The organism is Micromonospora sp. NBC_01796 (assembly GCF_035917455.1).
GTDB lineage: Bacteria > Actinomycetota > Actinomycetes > Mycobacteriales > Micromonosporaceae > Micromonospora_G.
This window is the reverse complement of the sequence record NZ_CP109078.1, coordinates 3,672,364-3,692,190: the sequence shown is the minus strand read 5'-3', so window position 1 is coordinate 3,692,190 and position 19,827 is coordinate 3,672,364. Positions and strand designations below refer to the sequence as shown.

10 protein-coding genes are annotated in these 19,827 nt (G+C 72.1%); 2 read left to right on the top strand and 8 right to left on the bottom strand.

From position 1 onward, the window contains the following. Window positions 1-56: 56 nt before the first annotated feature. The 4 genes from OIE47_RS17080 to OIE47_RS17065 are packed head-to-tail and all read right to left on the bottom strand — an operon-like array spanning window position 57 to window position 6,208. The gene (locus tag OIE47_RS17080; RefSeq protein WP_326562465.1) at window positions 57-2,501 is read right to left on the bottom strand and encodes a serine/threonine-protein kinase; all 2,445 of its coding nucleotides are present in this window, start codon (window positions 2,499-2,501) and stop codon (window positions 57-59) included. Then, window positions 2,498-3,760 carry a hypothetical protein gene (locus OIE47_RS17075; RefSeq protein ID WP_326562464.1) on the bottom strand — a complete coding sequence of 421 codons (1,263 nt, stop codon included), beginning with the start codon at window positions 3,758-3,760 and terminating at the stop codon, window positions 2,498-2,500. The genes OIE47_RS17080 and OIE47_RS17075 overlap by 4 nt, the downstream gene beginning before the upstream one ends. A 58-nt stretch (window positions 3,761-3,818) precedes the next feature. Beyond that, window positions 3,819-4,859 carry a transporter substrate-binding domain-containing protein gene (locus OIE47_RS17070; protein ID WP_326562463.1) on the bottom strand — a complete coding sequence of 347 codons (1,041 nt, stop codon included), beginning with the start codon at window positions 4,857-4,859 and terminating at the stop codon, window positions 3,819-3,821. After that, entirely contained in the window at window positions 4,856-6,208 is a 1,353-nt protein-coding gene (locus tag OIE47_RS17065; protein ID WP_326562462.1) for a hypothetical protein, read from the bottom strand. The genes OIE47_RS17070 and OIE47_RS17065 overlap by 4 nt, the downstream gene beginning before the upstream one ends. A gap of 210 nt (window positions 6,209-6,418) precedes the next feature. Between OIE47_RS17065 and OIE47_RS17060 the strand changes: the two genes are divergently transcribed. Continuing rightward, window positions 6,419-7,942, top strand: coding sequence for an outer membrane protein assembly factor BamB family protein (locus tag OIE47_RS17060; RefSeq protein ID WP_326562461.1), 1,524 nt, complete (start codon window positions 6,419-6,421; stop codon window positions 7,940-7,942). Between the two features lie 38 nt (window positions 7,943-7,980). On the opposite strand, the gene OIE47_RS17055 is transcribed toward OIE47_RS17060, so the two are convergent. The 3 genes from OIE47_RS17055 to OIE47_RS17045 form a co-directional block, all read right to left on the bottom strand. Then, complete coding sequence (locus OIE47_RS17055; protein ID WP_326562460.1) at window positions 7,981-8,895, bottom strand: NADP-dependent oxidoreductase; 915 nt, start codon at window positions 8,893-8,895, stop codon at window positions 7,981-7,983. Window positions 8,896-9,143: 248 nt separating this feature from the next. Then, window positions 9,144-13,526 carry an ExeM/NucH family extracellular endonuclease gene (locus OIE47_RS17050; RefSeq protein ID WP_326562459.1) on the bottom strand — a complete coding sequence of 1,461 codons (4,383 nt, stop codon included), beginning with the start codon at window positions 13,524-13,526 and terminating at the stop codon, window positions 9,144-9,146. A 251-nt stretch (window positions 13,527-13,777) separates the two neighbouring features. Then, window positions 13,778-15,691 carry a glycerophosphodiester phosphodiesterase gene (locus OIE47_RS17045; RefSeq protein ID WP_326562458.1) on the bottom strand — a complete coding sequence of 638 codons (1,914 nt, stop codon included), beginning with the start codon at window positions 15,689-15,691 and terminating at the stop codon, window positions 13,778-13,780. A 207-nt stretch (window positions 15,692-15,898) separates the two neighbouring features. Here OIE47_RS17045 and OIE47_RS17040 point away from each other — a divergent pair, with 207 nt between their 5' ends. Next, entirely contained in the window at window positions 15,899-17,452 is a 1,554-nt protein-coding gene (locus tag OIE47_RS17040) for an acetolactate synthase large subunit (protein ID WP_442792113.1), read from the top strand. A gap of 16 nt (window positions 17,453-17,468) precedes the next feature. Here OIE47_RS17040 and OIE47_RS17035 read toward each other — a convergent pair whose 3' ends face one another. Next, entirely contained in the window at window positions 17,469-19,634 is a 2,166-nt protein-coding gene (locus OIE47_RS17035) for an acyltransferase family protein (protein WP_326562457.1), read from the bottom strand. Window positions 19,635-19,827 lie beyond the last annotated feature (193 nt).

The window sequence follows — 19,827 nt, the reverse complement described above, 5'->3', positions numbered from 1 at the left end:
CACCTCCCCGGATCGAAGCGGGCAGAGACGGCGCGGCACTGCGCGGGTACGGAGGTTCACAGCCAGGTCCAGGGACGTACCTGGTTGGCCCGGTCCACCAGGGCGACCCGCTCCTGGCGCGACACACTCTGCCGGGCCAGCGAGCGGTAGACCTCGGCCAGCCGCTCCCGCAGCCGCTCCTCGGCCAGCGGCACCCCGAACACCTGTTCCGTGCCGGCCGGCTGGCGCGGCACCGCCCAGGCGAGCGCCACCTCCAGCACCTCGGCGGTGAGGCTGTCCCGGGCGGCCCCGGTCAGGTCGATCGCCTCCGCCGCGACGGCGGCGTCCACCAGGTCGACCTCGGCCGGATCCGCCACCCGGGCACCGGACAGCAGCGCCCTGACCTTCGCGACCTGCGCCGGCACCCGGTAACTGGCCGTCTCCGGAACCTCGTCCAGGGCCGCTGCGGCCCCCCGCCGGTCACCCTGCCCCAACCGGGTACGGGCCAGCCCGAACAGCGCGCTCAACGACGAGCGCTCGGTGGCCCAGACCGCCGCGTAGTGCCGCTCGGCCGTGGGCAGGTCGCCGTCGAGTTCGCTGGTCACCGCGTACCCGAGTCGGGCCGGCAGTTCGCCGGGCAGCAGCCCGTACACGGTGTCGAAGTGCTGGCGGGCGGCGCCGATGTCGCCCGAGGCCAGGGCGACCAGCCCGTGGTGCCAGTCCAGCCGCCAGTCGTCGACCGGGGCGTCCGGCCGGGCGGCCAGCTCGGTCAGGGTGCCGGCGGCCAACTCGGGCTGCCCGGCGTCGAGGTAGGCCCGGGTCAGCCGGAGCAGCACGTCCCGGCTGCGTTCCGGTGCCCGACCGAGCAGGCCGATCAGCTCCGCCGGCTGGACCGCGCCGACCGAGCCGAGAAAACCGGCACCGGGATCGGCGAGATCCATCAGCGGCGCCGGGAGCGCGGTGGCCACCATCGCCGCCGGCACCGGCGTGGTCAGATCGTCGTACGCGCCGAACGGGCGGGGCGCGAGCCCGAACAGGGTGGACGCCGTGGGCGGCACCTCCTGCCCCTGCTCCGCGAGCACCTGCCGGAGTACGCCGTGCACCTGCGCGTACATCTCGTCGGCCGAACCGAACCGGCGGCCCGGCTCCGGGTGGGTCGACCGGGCCAGCAGTCGGCGGTACGACTCGTGCTCGTCGAGCAACTGCGGCACCGCGTCCGGCAGCCGCCCGTCCGGGAACCGGCTCACGTACTGGCTGGTGTTGGCGGCCAGGCTGAGCGCCCCGAGGGTGCGCCCGACGGTGTAGAGGTCGGAGCGGACCGAGGCGGCCCGCGCCCCGTGCCTGTGCACCTCGGGCGCCTCGAAACCACGGGTGCCCAGCAGCGGGCTGTCCAGGTCGTCGGCGCGGCGGGCGGCACCGAGGTCGAGCAGCTTGAGCCGGTTGCCGACGTGCATGACGTTGTCCGGCTTCAGGTCACAGTAGAGCCAGTCCTGCTCGTGCAGGTGCTCGAAGGCGTCCAGGATGGCCAGCCCGTACGCCAGCACCTGCGGCAACGGCAGCGGCCCCGGTACGCCCCAGCCGGACGGGCGCGGTCGCATCTCGTCCAGCGACTGCCCGCCCACGAACTCCATCACGATGTACGGCGTACCGTCGCCCGCCTCCGGCGGCACGAAGTCGTAGATCTTGACGATGTTCGGGTGGTCCAGGGCGATCAGTGCCCGCCGTTCCCCGACGAACGCCTCGGCGGCGGTGGCGTCCTCGGCGGCCCGCTGGCGCTTGAGCACCCGCCAGCTCGCGTCCATGTCCTCGTCCCGGGCGGCGAAGATCCAGCCCATCCCGCCGTAACCGATGCAGCCCCGGATCCGGTACCGCTGCTTGATCACGTCACCGTCGTGCAGCGGCGGAACGAACGAGAACGGGGTGCCGCAGTGCGGGCAGTAGCCGGTGGTGATGCCGGAGTCGGTGCCGTCGGTCCGGCCGACCGGTCGCCGGCAGGAGGACCGGGCACAGATCCGGGCGTGTTCGGGTACGGCGTGCTCGGCCCGGATCGCGGTGAGCGGATCCCGTGGCGGGACCACCGGCATCTCGACCAGCCCGAACCAGCGCCGGGTCCCGCCGCCGAAGCCGGGTGGTGGTCCTCCGCCCGGTCGGGCGCCCGCGCCCCCACCGGAGCCGCCACCGGTCGACCCGCTGCCCGACCCCGTACGCCAGCCGGCACCACCCGAGCTGACCCCGACCGGGTCCGGACCACTCGGTCCCGCCCGCCGATCCGCTCCGGCCGAGGCCGGCGGTGCGGTGGCGGGCCGGCTCGGACGGGCGGCCACCGACGGCCGGGCGAACGCGCTCGGAGCGCCGCCGCGCACCGGCCCGGATCCCGCGACCGAGCCACCCTCGGCGCCGTTCGACCCGTTGGAGCCGGCGGAGTCCTCGCCGGACTGGCCGGCGCAGCGGTGGCCCCACTTGAGGCAGAAGCCGTCGAGGTCGACGGCGCCCGGACAGTCGCGGGCGAGACAGCCGTTCATGCCGGACCCTCCTCGTTCACCGCGTGCAGGTACCGGTTGACCGCCCGGTCGGCGGCCGGGGCGTCGAGCGGATCCGCCCGGAGTCGACGCCGGGCCTCGTTGTAGAGGTCGGTCAGGGCCAGGTCCTCGGAACGCCCGGCACCGAACGCCTTGCGCTGGAAGGCGTCCAGCCGGCCCCGAAGCTCGATCCGGTAGTCGTAGAGGCGTCGCCGCCGTATCCCGGCCGCGTCCCGGGCACGCGCGGCCTGCTCCGCCGCCGAGGTCACCTCGGCACCGATCTCGGCCGGCTCGGACTCCTCGTCGACCGCGTCCCACCACTCACCCCGGCGGCAACGGCGTTCGACCGCGCGCAGCCGTACCCGCAGGGTCGCGGCCTGCGGCACCGGTGGGCCGGAATCGGGGCCGGGCTCGGGATCGCCGGGGATCGGGGTGAGGCCCCGCCACGCGTGTCTCGCCTCGGTCTCGTCCGCGTCGAGTCGACCGATCAGCAGCCGCAACTCGTCCACCAGGCCCGGCAACCGGCCGCGCAGCTCCTCGGCCCGTCCCACCCGTACGCCGAGTTCGGTGATCCTGGCGGCGAGCCGGTCCCGGGCGGCGGCCCAGGCCACCCCGTCGGCCGCCCCCAGCGGATCCCGCTCCCCGGACCGCCGGAGTGTGTCGATCTCGGTCTGCAGGCCCTCGATCAGCGCGTCCGGTACGGACACCCCGGCCGCCCGGCCCCGCACCTCGGCGAGCCGCCCGACCACCGTTTCGAGCCGGGTGAGCATGGTGGCGCGGGCGGCGGCGACCGCCTCGGCCACGGCCAGGATCGCGGCGTGGTGCTCGCCGGCCCGGACGATCACCTCCGGCAGGGGCAAAGCGATCACCTCGACGGGTGCGCCGGTGGCCGCGGTCAGGACCACCTCGCACGGACCGCGCAGCAGTGCCCACAGCTCGGTGTCACCGGCCGGTGCGCCCGGATCCACCTCGGCGACCGGGCCCGACCGTTCGACCGGGCCGGCGAAGCGGCGCTGACGCAACAGGTCCGCCCGGTCGAGCAACTGCTGGGCGGCGGCGAGCTGGGCGGCGAGCTCTCCGATCCGCCACTGGACGTCCTGCCAGGCGCGGGCGGTCGCCCCGGCGGCGTCCGGCCGCTCCAGCTGCCGGTAGCCGTCCGCTTCGTCGCGGACCACCAGGGCGCCGGCCAGCCGGGCGCACTCGGCCCGCAGCCGGTGCAGTTCCGCCTCCGGCTGAGCCGACCCGCCCTGCTGATGCTGCACCTCCGGCTGGTGCTGTCCTCCCGGATGTTCCCGTGCGCGTGGTTCGGCCATTCCGTCCTCACATGCCCGGGGGCCAGGACAGGTTGGGGCCGTAGCGGGCCGGGGGCGGCCCGTTGTCCGGGTGCTCCGGCAGCCACTTCTCGTGCATCTGCACCCACCTGCCGTTCTGCCGGATCTGCTCCAGCACGTGGTTGACGAACCGGAGCAGGGCGACGTCGTCCTGCCGGGTGGCGACCGCGTGCGGTTCGTCGCTGAACCAGGTGCAGGACGATTTCGGCTCGTCGTGCCAGTCGCAGGAGGTGTCGCCGGTCGGGCGCGACGGCGGTTGGGTGACCAACCGGGTGGTCGGGTCGAGGTCCCGGAGACCGAGCAGCACGTTGTGGTCGGTGGATATCGCCTCGACCTGCTTCTGTTGCAGCATGACCAGGCAGTCGGTCCAGTTCGGCACCGACACCGGCAGCGGCTTCTCCGGCCGGGCCCGGGTGTGCTCCAGCGAGGTGGTGCCGGTCGCCGCACAGACCGCCTTGCCGCCCAGGTCCCCGATCCCCTGGTACGGGGAGTCGCCGCGCACCAGCACGGTCTGCCCCGAGTCGAGATAGTCGGTGGAGAAGGCGACCTCCGTGGCACGCGCGCAGGTCGCGGTCATCGAGTCGGCGACGATGTCCACCGTCCCGTCGTTGAGCCGCTGCTGCCGCTCGCCCGAGGTGACCACGACGAACCGTAGCGTCTCCTTCGGGTCCCTGCCGGGGAACATCGCCTTGGCGACCTCGTGCAGCAACTCGATGTCGAAGCCCTCGAACTCCCCGGTGGCCGGATTACGGGAGGTCATCCGGGTCATCGTCTGGTCCACCCCGGCCCGGATGTAACCCTGCTCGACGTACTTGCCCGGCGGGGTCGGATCCGGCCGCAGACTCAGCCGCGCGTCGCAGTCGGGCGCGCTGATCGGACTGGGGGTCGGCGCCGGCCGCTGCGCCCCGACCGGGTACGGCGAAGCCACCGGCGGCGGCTGGTAGCTGCTCGCACAGCCGCTCCCGGCGAGCACCAGCACCACGGCGAGTACGGCGGTGGCGCGGCGCGGTCCGGTCGGGTAACTCGTCATCGGTACTCCCTCACCCGTACCCCGATGCCGACCGCCACCCCGGCGGCGCCGATCAGGCAGAGCAGCAGCGTGACCACACCCAGCGAGGTCGGTGCCGGTGGCGTGTTGGTCAGCTCCTGGTAGATCTCCCGGTCGACCCGGTTGATTTCCTTGGTCAGCTCGGTGTCGTAGTGGGTGAACGCGGTGGCGACCTCACCGCCGGGCAGTGCTGCGGCAACCGCCGCCGGGTGGGCGCCGAGCCGCTCGTTCTCCACGATGTACCGATCGTGGCCCGTGCACCAGACGCCGACCAGGACCCGCATCTGGTCGGTGAAGCCGGCCACGGTCGAATCGCAGTGCGCGTCCCGCCGGAACCGCTCGTTGAGGGCCACCATGCCGTACTGGTTGCTGTTACCGCCGAGTCGCAGGTGGACGTCGGCGCGGGCGCGGAGTGCGTCGCGCTGGATCTCGATCAGGTCCCGGTGCTGGTCGAGCTTGCGGCCGGCGACCGTCAGCCGCTCCTCGGCCTGCGGCCAGTGCCGCCAGGAGACCACCAGCCAGCCGGTGGTGGCGAGCATGGCGGCGGTGGCCAAGGCCAGCCCGGGGTTGACCCGGCGCTTGGTGCGACGCCGCAGGTAGCGCTGGCTCCACCAGAGCGGGACCAGGGTGAGCAGGGTGATGCCGATCGACCCGAACAGGGCGAGTTGGCCGTCCCGCCGGGCCTCGCTCAGCCTGGTCGTCTCGTCCTCCCAGAGCTGCTGCGCGGCGGGGAGCAGGACACCGCGCAGGTAGCCGGACGCCTCCCGCAGGTACGCCGAGCCGAGCAGCGCGTCCAGCCGCCTGTCGGCCGGCTCCGCGCCCAGCTCCTGGGCCCGCCGGACGAGGTCGGTGTAGACCGGCAACTGGTTCGCCACCCGAGCCAACCCGGTGGCCCGGTCCGGGTCGCCGCCGGTCAGCCCGGCCGACTCGGCCAGCAGCCGGCGTACCTCGCCGAGCGCGTCCTCGTAGTTGCGGTTGAGCTGCACCCGCTGGCCGGAGTCGGGTGGGGCGAGAAACCGACCGGTGGCGGCGGCATCGGCCTCGGCCAGCCACCGGTGCATCGCCTGGGCGTTGCCGCTCATCTGGGCGGCGCTGGTGACCATTACCTCCCCGGCGTCGACGGCGGCCCGTGCGGCCAGCCCGGCGATGCCGGCGGTCAGCGCGAACAGCAGCACCAGCATGATTCCGACCAGCACGAACCGGTTGGGAGTCGGCACCAGCAGCCGGCGCAACCGGCGGCGCCGTACACCCCGCAGCCGGCGACCACCCGGCCGGGCGGGCCCGGCGGCGAGGTCCGGCCGCGGATCGGTGTCCAGTTCGGTCAGTGTCATCGTCACCACCCCTCGTCGACCGGGTGCGGCGGGTCGGTGGTGACCCAACCCACATCCGCACGCAATGCTACTGAGGGCATGCGACAGGTGAGGTCCCGCGCCACGGCGGCGCGGGCTCGTCCGTTCGTCCGACATGCACTGACAGCGCAGATATCGAAACAGTCGGATGGGATGAGCGTCGACCGGCGGGACGGTGGGCAGACTGACCCGATGAGGCCACCCACTGATCGGCGCCCGAGCCGCCTCGTCGCGGCGATCGTCGTACTCGGGCTGCTCCTGGGCGGGGCCTCCTGCGACCGGGGTGCGGCGCCGGACCGTACCGGGTCGTCCTGGGTGACCGGGGAAAGGTCCGCGACGGCCGGCGCGAGCGCGCCCACCGCGACCGCCGCGCCCGACACCCGGTGGTCGGACCCGGCCGGGGTGGGCCAGCCGTACGGCGACAAGGTCCCCGGTCTGCTCACCTTCCGCGGCAACCCGACCCGCACCTGGTACGGCACCGGCCCGCTGCCGCGCACCGCTCCGAAGTCGGCGTGGAAGTTCCCCCGCAGCGGGGGGCTCTGCGCCGAGTCCACCGACGACAAGGGCACCCGGCAGTGGTGCGGATCCGGCTGGACCGGTCAACCGGCCGTGTTCGAACGGGCCGGGCGGACCTGGGTGGTCTTCGGCGCGTACGACCGCAAGGTGCACTTCCTCGACGCGGTGACCGGCGAGCGGATCCTGCCCGACTTCCCCACCGGCGACATCATCAAGGGCTCGGTCACGGTGGATCCGGACGCCTTCCCGCTGGTCTACACCGGGTCCCGGGACAACTACTACCGGATCATCGCGATCGACCGGGGCAAGCCGACCGAGCTGTGGAAACTCTCCGCCCGGGCGGTCTCACCGACGCTCTGGAACGACGACTGGGACGGTTCCGCCATCGTCATCGACGACTACCTGTTCGAGGGCGGCGAGAACAGCCAGTTCCACATCGTCAAGCTCAACCGGGGCTACGGCCCGGACGGGAAGGTGACGGTCGCGCCGAAGCTGGTCTTCCACGCCCCCGGCTGGGACGCGCAACTCCTGCGCGACATCGGCGACCGGATGGTGTCGATCGAGAGTTCGGTCGCCGTGTACGGCGACACCGTCTACTTCGCCAACTCCGGTGGCCTGGTGCAGGGCTGGGACATCGGCGGGCTGAAGGAGGGCCGTACGCCGAAACGGGTCTTCCGGTTCTGGATGGGCGACGACACCGACGCCACGGTGGTGGTCGACGCCGAGGGCGCGCTCTACGTCGGCGCCGAGTACGAGCGAGGCACCGCCCGCTCCCGCGAGGTAGGCCAACTGGTCAAACTCGATCCCCGCCGGGCCGACAACCCGCTGGTCTGGCGGGTGCACGACACCGACGGGCGGCCCGCTGGGGCCTGGGGCACCCCGGCCCTGCACCGGGACGTGGCCATCTTCGACACCAACGGGGGTGAGGTGCTCGGCATCGACCGGGCCACCGGTACGGTCCGCTGGCGGTTCGACCTGCCCGGACCGACCTGGCAGTCCCCGGTGGTGGTCGACGACGTCCTGCTGATCGGCGACTGCGCCGGGGTTCTGCACGCCTACGACGTCGCCGACACCACGGTCATGCCGAAACCCCTGTGGCAGGTCAGGCTCGGCGGCTGCATCGAGTCGACCCCGGCCGTCTGGCGTGGCCGCATCTACGTCGCCACCCGCGCCGGCGCCTTCCACGCCCTCACCCCGTAGGAAGGCCCCCTGCCCTTCCTACGGGGTCACGGGACGGTTCAGGCGGGGAGGAGGACCAGCTTGCCGCGGATGTGACCGGCCTGGCTGATGCGGTGGGCGTCGGCGGCCCGCTCCAGCGGGAAGGTCTCCGCGACCGGGAGGGTGAAGCTGTCCTGTTCGATCAGGCGGGCGACCTGGTCCAGGGCCGGGAACGGGTTCTTGGCGCGGTTGGCGGCGAAGCGTACGCCGTACTTCTGGGCCTCGGGGTCGGCGACGGTGAGCACGTTGTCGGTGCCGTGGGCCAGCTCGATCAGGTCGGGCAGACCGCCCCGGCCGGCCACGTCCAGGGCCCGGTCCACCCCGGTCGGGGAGATGTCGAGCACCCGCCGCACCAGACCTTCCCCGTAGGTGACCGGGGTGACGCCGATCGAGCGGAGGAAGTCGTGGTTCGGTTCGCTCGCGGTGCCGATCACGGTCGCCCCGCGCTGCATGGCGAACTGCACAGCGGCCAGTCCGACCCCACCGGCGGCACCGTTGACCAGCAGGGTCTGCCCCTCGGCGAGGTCGAGCGCGTCCAGGGCGCGTACGGCGGTCTCGGCCGCGACCGGCAGCGCCGCCGCCTCCGGCCAGGGCAGGGCGGCCGGCTTGTGCGCGAAGTGGTCCTGCGCCAGCACGGCGTACTCGGCGTACGCGGCACCGACGACAAACCCGAACACCTCGTCCCCGACCGAGACACCGGTGATGCCGTCGCCGATCTCGTCGACCACACCCGCGACCTCACTGCCCGGAATGATGGGCAGGGTCAGCGGTAGGAATCCCTGCATGGCGCCGCTGCGTACCTTCCATTCCCACGGGTTGACGCCGACCGCCCGTACCGCCACCCGGAGCTGACCCGCCCCGGCATGCGGCTCGGGCACCTCGGCCACCCGCAGCACGTCGGGCTCTCCGTACTCGCTGAACTGAACGGCCTTCACGTCGGACTCCCTTGTCAGATACCGCCCGATCACGGGTGCCGCCGGCCGCGGCACGCAGGTGGGAACAACACCGGACGCTTACCGAATCTTGCCGGATCGCCGGATTCGAGAGCCGGCACACACCGGAAAGAGCCGGGACACGGCACCCCTGAGGGCCGGGCCACACCGGAAAAGGACCCGGTCCGGGGCCGCCGTCGAAGGCGACCCCGGACCGGGGATGTGCGCTACCGCTTCGGTACGTCGTCAGGTCAGAGCCGGGCGCACTGCCCGCTCGCCGGACCGCGTACGGTGTTCGGCCGGCCGTCGTTGCCCGGCGCGGGCGTGTTGCCCGAGCAGGAGAGCGGACCGTTGACCGTGTTCCCGGCGACCAGCACGGGCTGGCTGCCCGAGCTGCCGGTCACGGTGACCGGGCCGGCGATGGTGAGCGTGTCGAGGCGTACCCCGCCGGTGTTGTTGGTCACCGAGACCGGGCCGGAGATCCGGCCCTTCTCGACCAGCACCGCACCGGTCGCACCGGTCACCGTCACCGGACCCGAGACCGTGGTCCCGGTGAGGGTGAACAGCGCCGGCCGGTTGGCCGTGACCGGTCCGGAGATGGTGCTTCCGGTGCTGATCAGCGACGCCCCGGCGGCGACCGTGACCGGTCCGGAGACGCTCGCGTTCTCCAGGCAGGTCAGGCCCGACGAGACGGTCAGCGGCTTGCTGTAGCGGCCGGTGATCGTCGTGGTGCACTGCGGGCCGGGCTGACCGATCGCGGAACGCGGCGCCGCGTCCGCCGTCACCGGCGAGTTCGCGGCGAGGTAGTCGGTCAGCATGGTCAGGTCGTTGTCACCGGTGGTGACCCGGTTGGTGCCGCCTGCCAGGACGAGGAAGTTGTCCCCGCCCGCCGCCAGGAAGGAGTTCACCGTGACCCGGTAGCTGGCCGTCGGGTTGATCGCGACGCCGTTGAGCTTCATCGACGTGATCCGCGAGCCCTGCGGGGCGTCCGGGAGGTAGGTGTAGGTGAAGCCCTTCGAGACACCGAGCCAGAGCAGCGGACGGGAGGCCCCCGCCGGCTGCCACTGCTGCTCCAGGGCCTGCTTGATCTCGGCCCCGGTGTAGCTCTTGGTCACCACGTCGTTCGAGAACGGCTGGACCGAGAACGCCTCGGAGTAGGTGACCACCCCGTCCGGGGCGTACACCAGGTCGGCCCGGAGACCGCCCGGGTTCATCAGGGCGATCTGCGCCCCGCCCCGACCAGCGTCCTTCGTGCCGGCGAGCTGCACGTCGGCGATGAAGTTGCCGAGAGCCGACTCTTTGCCCCGGTCCTCCTGGCCGTTGGTGGTCGCCCGCCGGATGTCGGCGGTGATCGCACCGAGCGGCCGCTGGCCGAGGACGTCGGCGTTGGCCTTGGCGGTCGCGACGAGCTGGGCGATCGCCGGGTCGGACGGTGCACCGACCACGTCGAGCAGGCCGGCGTCGGCGGCGGTGACCGCCTTCGTCGTCGGGTCGACGCTCAGCGTCACCTGGGCGAGCTTGCGGCCGTACTCCTGTGCCTCGACGACCGGCCGGAGCCGGTCCGTGCCGGGGATCGGCATCTCGAAGGCGTACGGCTGGTGGGTGTGCCCGCTGACGATGACGTCGATGTCGGCGCTGGCCCGCACGAAGGCACCGAACACCGGGTCGGCGGCGAGCGCCTCCGGGGTGGCGATGTTCTCCAGTGCCGCACCCTCGTGCGCGACGAGGACCACGACGTCGGCTTCGCCGTTGGCCGGGTTGCCGTCCTTCAGCTCGGCGGCGACCGCCTCGGCCTCCGGAACCGGCGACTTGAACGTGAGGCCGGCGATGCCGTCCGGGCTGACCAGCGACGCGGTCTGCTCGGTGACCACACCGACGATGCCGACGCGTACGCCGCCGACCGTCTTCACCGCGTACGCGGGCAGGGCCCGCTCGTTGCCCCGGTAGACGTTCGCACCGAGGTACGGGAAGTCGGCCCGGTCGGTGACCCGGCCGGCGAGGTCGGCGAAGCCCTTGTCGAACTCGTGGTTGCCGACCGAGGCGGCGTCCAGGCCCATCATGTTCAACGCGTCCAGGGTCGGGTTGTCCCCGTCGATGGCCGAGATGAACGTCGACGCGCCGATGTTGTCGCCGGCCGACACGAACACGGTGTTCGGGTTGGCCGTACGGAGCTGACCGACCAGGCCGGCGAGCTGGGCGGCTCCGCCGATCGGCCGACCGTCCGGGGCGTTGCCCGGCGACTCGAGCCGACCGTGGAAGTCGTTGATGCCCAGGAGCTGCACCTGCACCGGACCGGCCGGGGCGGTGTCGAGGCCGACCACGATCGGGTTGTGGTCACTGGCCCGGTACGGGTTCGGCGCGTAGAACGCCGGGTGTCCGTCGTACTCGAACGCGAACGACTCGTGCGAGTTGATCTGCCACACGTCGACCCCGGTGACCCGGGCCGCCAGCGACGGCGACGCGATGGCGTGGTCCAGCGAACCGGACTCGCCACCGAAGACGTAGCTCGCCTCACCGGTGGTGTTCAGGTCGACGTACTGCTTGTCGTAGAGGACCTGGAGCGGGTCCTCGTGGGTGTAGGCGTTGAAGTCGCCGAGCAGGAGCACGTCGTCGCTGCCGCTGCTGGTCTTCAACTCGTCCACGAAGGTGGCCAGCGCCCGCGCCTGGCGGACCCGGTCACCGTTGAACGCGCCCTGGCCGTCACCGGCGTCGGCGTTGTCGCCGGTCGCCGCGTCCGAGGTGCTCTTGGACTTCAGGTGGTTGGCGACCACGGTGAAGGTGGCCGCACCGGAGGTGAAGCTCTGCGCGATCGGCTCGCGCGCGTTGAACCAGACGCTCTCGTCGTTGACCGAGCGGGACTCGCCCTTGGGCGTGGCCTTCGCCGGCTTGAAGATGATCGCCGTGGTGATGAAGTCCTGCGCGGTCGCGGGCGGCAACTGCGCGGGCGTACGGACGTAGTCCCAGGTGCCCGCACCGGCGGCGGTGTTCAGGGCGGCGACCAGCCGCTTGAGCGCCTGCTGCGGGTCGGCGGTGTTGAACCGTACCGAGTTCTCGATCTCCTCCAGCGCGACCACGTCGGCACCGAGCGCGTTGATCGCCGAAACGATCTTCGCCTCCTGCTTCAGCAGACCGGCCTCGTCGTCCGCGCCGCGCGCCTCGCCACCGAAGTGGACGAAGTAGTTCAGCACGTTGAAGCTCGCCAGGCGGAGGTCCCCGCCGACGTTCTCCGGTGCCGCCGTACGCGGGTTGGTCGAGGTGAAGGTGGTGCGACCGGCCGGCGGGGTGGCCGCGTCGACCGGGGTGGTCGGCTGGAGCCGCCACTCGTTGAAGCCGTACGACAGCACCGTCGGGCCGAACGCACCGACCCGGTCACCCACGCGCAGCGGGCTGGTCGGCGAGAAGTACGGCGGCAGGGTGTTGTCCGTCGACAGGTTGGTGGTGCGACCGTCGTCGAGCAGCAGCCGGGCGAGCTTGTTCGCGGCGGCGACCTGCTGGGCCTCGGGGGTGCCGGGGCGGGCCAGGTCGGTCGGGATGACCGCGGCGTGCTCACCGGCGGCGAGCACGACCTCGCCGTACCGGTTGGTGTTGTAGACCTCGGAGACCGTGTACGGGCCGACCGGGGCGACCAGCATCGACTCCACCGACTCCCGCCCGGCCGGGTCGAGGGGCAGGCCGAACGCGACCGGGGTCGGCAGCGCCACACCCTGCTCGCAGACCTGCACGTCGGCCTCGGCGCCGATGCTGAGCTGGGTGAGGCCGTTGAATTCGCTGGCCGTACCGCTGACCCGGATCCGGTCGCCGATCGCGACCGACGGGTGGTTCGCGGCGTTCGTGGTCAGGTAGACGAAGATGCCGTCGGAGGCGGTACCGGCGGCCGGCGCGCGTCCGCCACTGCCGACGCTCTGCACCGAGATGCCGTTGTAGCCGCCGGTGCGGTAGTCACCGGTCACCACGCCCTCGACGGTGACCCGGGTGCCGGCCAGCGGGGTCGCGTCCCCGGTGCCCTGGACCTGGGCGATGGTCCGGTCGACGGTGACGTCACAACCGACCGGGTCGGGATCGGGGTCGGGATCCGGGTCGCCACCGGCGTTGCGTACGCCGAAGGTGTTCTGGGCCGCGTCCCGCCAGGTCCCGCCGATCTTCTGCAACGAGAAGCCGACCGGGCTGGACGAGCCCTCGGAAACGCCGATGTCGGTGCCGGTCAGCCCGTTGGCCGGCCCGCCGACGGCGGCGAAGGTGCCCTCGTAGGTGAGGTATTCGGCAACCGTGCCACCGGGTGCGACCAGCGCGATCCCGTCCGGGGCACCGTTCTGGATGCCGTCGACCGGGTAGGACGCGACGACCACGCCGGCCGCCGGGACGACGCCGCTGAGCGTACGGGTGTTGTACGCGGCACCGTTGTTGCCGTTGTAGAGCACGATCTGCCAGCCGGACAGGTCGAACCCGGCCGGTGCCTCGATCTCGATCGCCTCACCGGAGTCGGTGCCGGCGTTGTCGTAGTGGATTTCGCTGACGAACGGGGTGGCCGTCGGTTCGGCGGCCACCGCGGCGGTGCCACTGGCCAGGCCGAGCGCACCAGTGGTGAGGAGTACGCCCAGCGCGTTCAGTGAGCGCGTGCGTCTGTTCCGGCGCATCAAACTAAGCCTCCGTAAAGGGGGGTAGACGCGCTGGAGCATATGCGGAAACAGTGTCGTTACAAGAACTGCCGGGTGTACGGGACGGTGTAAATTTTCGGCCTCGTCGCCTGCGCAAACGGGCTATCCGGTGTTGTCCGAACGTCGCTCGCATAACGCCCCCACCGCAAATGCGCACGGTACGGGCGAACGGTTGTTCCCGCCGCCGGGAGGACGGACGACGGGAACAACCGTTCGCTGGACGGGGCTCGCTACTTCAGGGCGAGGGTGCGGGCGTCGGCGGCGATCACGCCGGCCACCTCGGCCGGTACGAGCTTGCCTGCCTGGCGGTCGACGTAGCTGGCGAGTTCGGCGTACTTTCCGTCGACCAGCTTGGCGGTCATCGTGCCGATCGCGGCCGGGTCGGCGGCCGAGGTGAGGATGAGGTAACCGAGCCCGGCCTGGCTCACCGTCACGGTGAAGGTGCCGGTCGCGGTCGCGGTGCCCTCCGGCCCGGTGACCACGGTGTTGATGGTGTGCTTGCCGGCGGTGAGCTTGGCCAGGTCGAGCTTGCGCCCGGCGGCCGACTTCTTGCCGTCGAGGGTGACGGTGACGGTGTCGGAGTTGGTCGCGGCGACCGCGATCACCGGGGACTGCGCCCGGTCGAGGCGCGCCCCGTCGGCCGGCGAGGTGATCGCCACGGTCGGGTCACCGGAGGCGCGCTGCATGAACGCGGAGTTCCAACCGACCAGTTCGGACGCCCGGTTGGTGATGATCGCGTCGGTGCCGGCCCGCTCCAGCCGCTGCCAGAGGCCGGCGGAGTCCATCGTCCACGCCATCACGGCGACCCCGGCGGCGTGCAGCGGGGCGATGAACTCCGGCTTGGCGAGCAGCGCGTTGCCGTCCGGGTTGTACGCGGTCAGGTGGAGCTGCTTCGAGATCGCCACCGGGTCGGCGTCGAGGCTGCTGCGGAGCAGGCCGAGCGGCAACTCGGGGGCGAGTTCGTAGGTGTACTGGAGGGCGTCGACCTCGAAGCTCTGGACGAAGACCCGGCTCATCATCTGCTCGTCCCGGATCACCTGGATGATCGTGGCGACCTCGTCCTTCGTGTGCTTGCCCTTGATCTCCAGGAGCAGGCTCCCGCCACGCGTACGCAGGTCGGCGAGTTGCTCGGCGAGGGTCGGCACCCGCTCGCCGACGTACTGGGGGCCGAACCAGGAGCCGGCGTCGAGGGCCTTGATCTGCTCGGCGGTCAGGTCCCGGATCTTGCCGGTGCCGTCGGTGGTCCGGTCGACGGTGTCGTCGTGCAGGATGAACGGGACGCCGTCCTTGCTCGGCTGCACGTCGTTCTCGATCCAGTCGGCGCCGCCCTTGCGGGCGATCTCCTGCGCGACCAGGGTGTTCTCCGGTGCGGCGGCCGACGCGCCACGGTGGGCGATGACCGTGAACGGGCTGCCCTCGGGGCGGATGTAGCCGTTCGGCGGCAGCTCGGTGACGGTGACGTCGTCGTACGAGACGGTGGCGCCGTTGACGAACAGCGCCTGGATGCCGTCGGCGGAACGCTGAAGACTGTTGGTACGCATCGCCTCACGCCCGTCGAAGATCCAGCGGGCCTGGTTGCCGTGCACCTCGACGGCGACCCGGATGTCCCGGCCGGTGCCGGCGGCGTACGGGGCGGAGGCGGTGTTCGGCACGACCCAGGTGTTGGCGGTGGTCCGCTGGGCGAACTCGAGCCCGTTGGCGGCGGTGGTGCCGCTGCGCATGGTGGCGATCCACCACGGGGTGGCGCCGTCGGCGGGGACGTCCAGGCCGAGCGAGGCCCAGCGGGTGGCGGCCGACACCGTCTCGAAGCGCATGGTCGCCTCGAACCGGAAGTCGTTCAGGTGCCGCCCAAAAGTGATCTTGTTGTTGTCGGCCGAACTGGCGGAGGTGCCGTACAGCCGACCGTTCTCGACCTTCCAGGCACCGTCGACCGCGTTCCAGCCCGCGGGCAGGGATCCGGAGGAGAAGTTCTCCGAGACGACAACGTTGCCCGGTTCGGCGGCGGCGGGCGACGAGGCGGTGACGGCCACGGCGGCGCCACCGGTGACCGCGAGCGCGGCGAGCGCGGCGGCAGCGCGGGTACGCGTGGCGTGCAGCCCCGTCGCGGCCCGGCGCAGCGGTGATGATGCGGAAAGGACAGTCATGATCACGGACGCTACGAAGGCCACCCGACGTCATGATCAATTCGGGGTGGCCGCCACCGGAACGCCGCGTGTCGTCCCCACCACCCGGCCGCCCGGTTCCGTACCCGGTCGCATCACCCCTGGTCGGCAACAGGTTTCGATGTCTGCCCGCGGCGCGTTCGCGACGGCTAGTGTCCGGTGACGGGAGGTAACCGGGAGGTGATGCTCGTGAACGGTGCGGAAGCGGTGCTGCGTACGCTCGCCGGGTCGGGGATCGAGGTCTGCTTCACCAACCCCGGCACGACCGAACTGCACCTGGTCCGGGCACTGGACACGGTCCCCGAGGTACGGCCCGTACTCGGCCTGTTCGAGGGCGTCGTCACCGGCGCCGCCGACGGGTACGCCCGGATGGCCGGCAAACCCGCCGCGACCCTGCTGCACCTCGGACCCGGTCTAGGGCACGGGATGGCGAACCTGCACAACACCCGCCGGGCCAACTCGCCCGTGGTGAACATCGTCGGCGACCACCCCAGCCGGCACAAGGTGCAGGACCCGCCGTTGGAGTCCGACATCGCCGCCGTCGCCGGTACGCTCCGTGGCCCGGTCCGGCGCCCCGAGAACCCGGCCGGCGCCGGTCCCGACGCCGCGTCCGCGTACGCCGAGGCGCTCGAATCGCCGGGACAGATCGCCACGCTGATCATGCCGGCGGACGTCTCCTGGAGCGACGGCGGTCTGGTCGGCGAGCCGATCCCGGCGCGACCGGTGCCGACCGTCGACCCGGCGGTGATCGCCCGGATCTGCACGGTGCTGCGCGGCGGCGACCGCTCCGTCCTGGTCGTCGGCGGACCGGCGGGGCGGGAGGCGGGGCTGCGTGCCGCCGGCCGGATCGCCGCCAGTACCGGGGTGAAGGTGCTGTTGGAGACGTACACGCCACGGTTGGAGCACGGTGCCGGGGTCCCGTCGTTCGACCGGTTGGCGTCCTACCCGGAGCAGGTGGCGGCGCAACTCGACGGGGTCGAGCAGGTGATCGTCGCGGGCACGAAGGTGCCGGTGTCGTTCTTCGCCTACCCAGGCCAACCGAGTTGTCTGGTCCCACCGGGGGCGAACACCCAGGTCCTGGCCGAGGTGGGTCAGGACGCGGTCGCCGCGCTGACCGCCCTCGCCGACCTGCTCGACCCGGCCAGTCAACCCGAGTTGCCGGCTCCGGCCCGACCGCCGCTGCCGACCGGAGCGCTCACCGCCGCCAACTGGGCCGACGTGGTCGGCGCGCTGCTGCCCGAGCGGGCGATCGTGATCGACGAGACGATCAGCTCCCGGAGCGCGCTGGCCGCCGCCACCGTCGGCGCGCCACGGCACGACGTGCTGACCCAGTGCGGCGGCGCGATGGGCGAGGGGATGCCGTTGGCGATCGGCGCCGCGATCGCCGCCCCGGACCGCCCGGTGGTGACCCTGGAGAGCGACGGGTGCGCGATCTACACCCTCTCCGCCCTCTGGACCCAGGCGCGGGAGAACCTCGACATCACCAACGTGATCCTGAACAACCGCTCCTACGCCATCCTCCGCGAGGAGTGGCAGCACCTGGTCGGCGCGGACGTCGACCCGGAGTCCAACAGCCTCTTCGACCTCACCGGGCCGACGATCGACTACGTCAAACTTGCCGAGGGCTTCGGGGTGCCGGCCAGCCGGGCGACCACCGCCGAGGAACTCGCCGAGCAGTTCTCCCGCGCACTGCGCGAACCCGGACCGCACCTGATCGAAGCGATCTTCCCGCCGGTCGCCTGACGATCCCCCGGCGATCTCAGTTGAGCAGCGTGTCGAGTGCGGCGCCCACCCGTGGGGTGAGACTCCGGGCGTAGGTGGCGGTCAGGTGGCTGCTGTCCCGGTAGACCAGCACCCCGCCGATCACCGGGGCACACCGGTCGGCCGGGCAGATCGCGTCGGTCAGGTCGACCAGCCGCACCCCGGACAGTCCCCCGACCGCCTCCGCCTGGGCCGGACCGGCGCTGGCCGTCACGGCAAGCTCCCTGGGCGCGGTGCACCTCGTCAGCCTGGTCCGGTTCGCCGACACACACTCGGCGACGCGTACGTTCAGGTGCGGGGTGTCGCGCAGGACCACCGTACGGATTCCCGCGTCGGTCATCGCGGTCCAGGTCCGGCGCATCGCCTCGACCGTGGCGTGGTACCCGTCGGCGCCGTTGAGCAGGGCGTCGCCACGGATCGGGACGTAGAACGCGCCACTGGTCAACAGCAGGTCGGGCCGGGCCGTCCCGGTCAGCTCCGCGCGTACGTTGCGGTTCCACTCGGCACACGCCGGCTGGGTACGCGACAGCACCGAGATCTCCAGGTCGAGGAACGGACACGACTGCTTCAGGTACGTCACCAGCCGCCACTTCCGCTCGGTGGCGACCGCCTGCAACGCCGGGATCCAGTTGCCGGCGTGCGAGTCCCCCACCACCGCCACCGTGAAGTCGGCCCCCCGGTCGCCGTACACGCAGGTCACGATCTCGGTCCTGGTCCCCTCGGAGAAACACCTGTCGGGGTAGACATCGGGCAGGTCGTCCTTGGCGGCGAGCGGATCCGGGACGATGGCGTCCACCTTGTCCACCGGCACCCCGTCCCTGCTGGTCCGGGGCGTGTCACCCAGAATCGCCGCACCCGACGGTCCGGACCTCACCGGCACCGAGGAGCCGGACGAGGGCCCGGCCCAGGGGATCGTGTCGGTCACCGGCGCCGGGCGCGGTGGCGGCCAGACGGTGAACTGGAACAGCAGCCCGGCCAGCACCGGTACGGCGGTGAAGAACAACCCCAGCCGCAGCGCCCGTACGGGATAGAACGCCAGCCGCTTCGACCGCCGTACCGGGTTCTCCAGGTAGTGGTACGTCGCCCAGGCCGGGAGCGCGGAGAGGAACACAACCGTGAGTCCCGCCGCCACGCTCAACTCACCGAACCGGGCCTGCGCCGCCACCAGGAGCGGCCAGTGCCACAGGTAGAGCGAGTAGGACAGGGCGCCGATCGCGCGTACCGGGCGCAGGCCGAGCACCAGTTCGGGACCGGTACGGCCGGCGGTCCCGGCGGCGATCACGGCGGCGGCACCGAAGGTGGGCAGCACGGCCAGGTAACCGGGGAAGGCCATGCTCGGGGTGATCCAGAGTGCGGCGACGACGATCGCCGCCAACCCGGCCCAGCCGAGCCCGGCGGCGACCGTCCGGGGCAGCCGGGACAGCCGGAAACTCAGCAGGGCCAGGCCACCACCGAGGGCGAGTTCCCACATCCGGGTGGTGGTGACGAAGTAGGCGCGGGACGGGTCGGACGAGGTCAGGTAGGCCGACCAGGCGAACGACGGCACCCCGATCAGGGCGAGGGCGAGCAGGAACCACCTGCGCCGGCTGACGCCCGTACGGCCGGGGGTGTCGACCCTGGTGGCGCGGCGTCGGCGCCGGCCCGACCAGCCGACCAGGATCAGCAGCAGCGGCCAGACCAGGTAGAACTGCTCCTCGACCGCGAGCGACCAGTAGTGCTGGAGGATGCTCGGCGCGTCCCCGACCGCGAGGTAGTCGACGGCCTGCTCGGCCAGCCGCCAGTTCATCACGTAGAGCCCGCTGGCGACCACGTCCCAGCCGGTGTCCGCCCACCGGGTCCTCGGCAGGAAGAACAGGGTCAGCAACAGGCTCGTGCCGAGCACCAGCCCTGCGGCGGGAAGCAGCCGCTTCGCCCGCCGGGCGTAGAAGCCGGTCAGCGAGATCCTGCCGGTGCGCTCCAACTCCTCGACCAGCAGCCCGGTGATCAGGAAGCCGGAGATGACAAAAAAGACGTCCACCCCGACGAAGCCGCCGGGGAGGACGTCCCGGCCCGCGTGCGACAACAACACGAGTACGACCGCGACCGCGCGCAGTCCCTCGATGTCACCGCGGTAACCGGCCCGGATGTCGGTCTTCGGCTCCGGTCGGCTGTCCAGTCGTGTCATCGCGCGCACCCCTCCAGGCCCGTCCCGTGCCGGCGGCGGACCCCGGGCGCGGAGGGGGCGCGGCCCGGGAGGCTCGGTAACGGGTGTCAGGGGCATGTTAGTGGCCGATAACCCCTGGTCAGCGCATTGAGGACGCCGGCCGATGGTTTCATGTTCCCGGTGCCCGCCGGTACCGCTCTGCTACACGTATCGC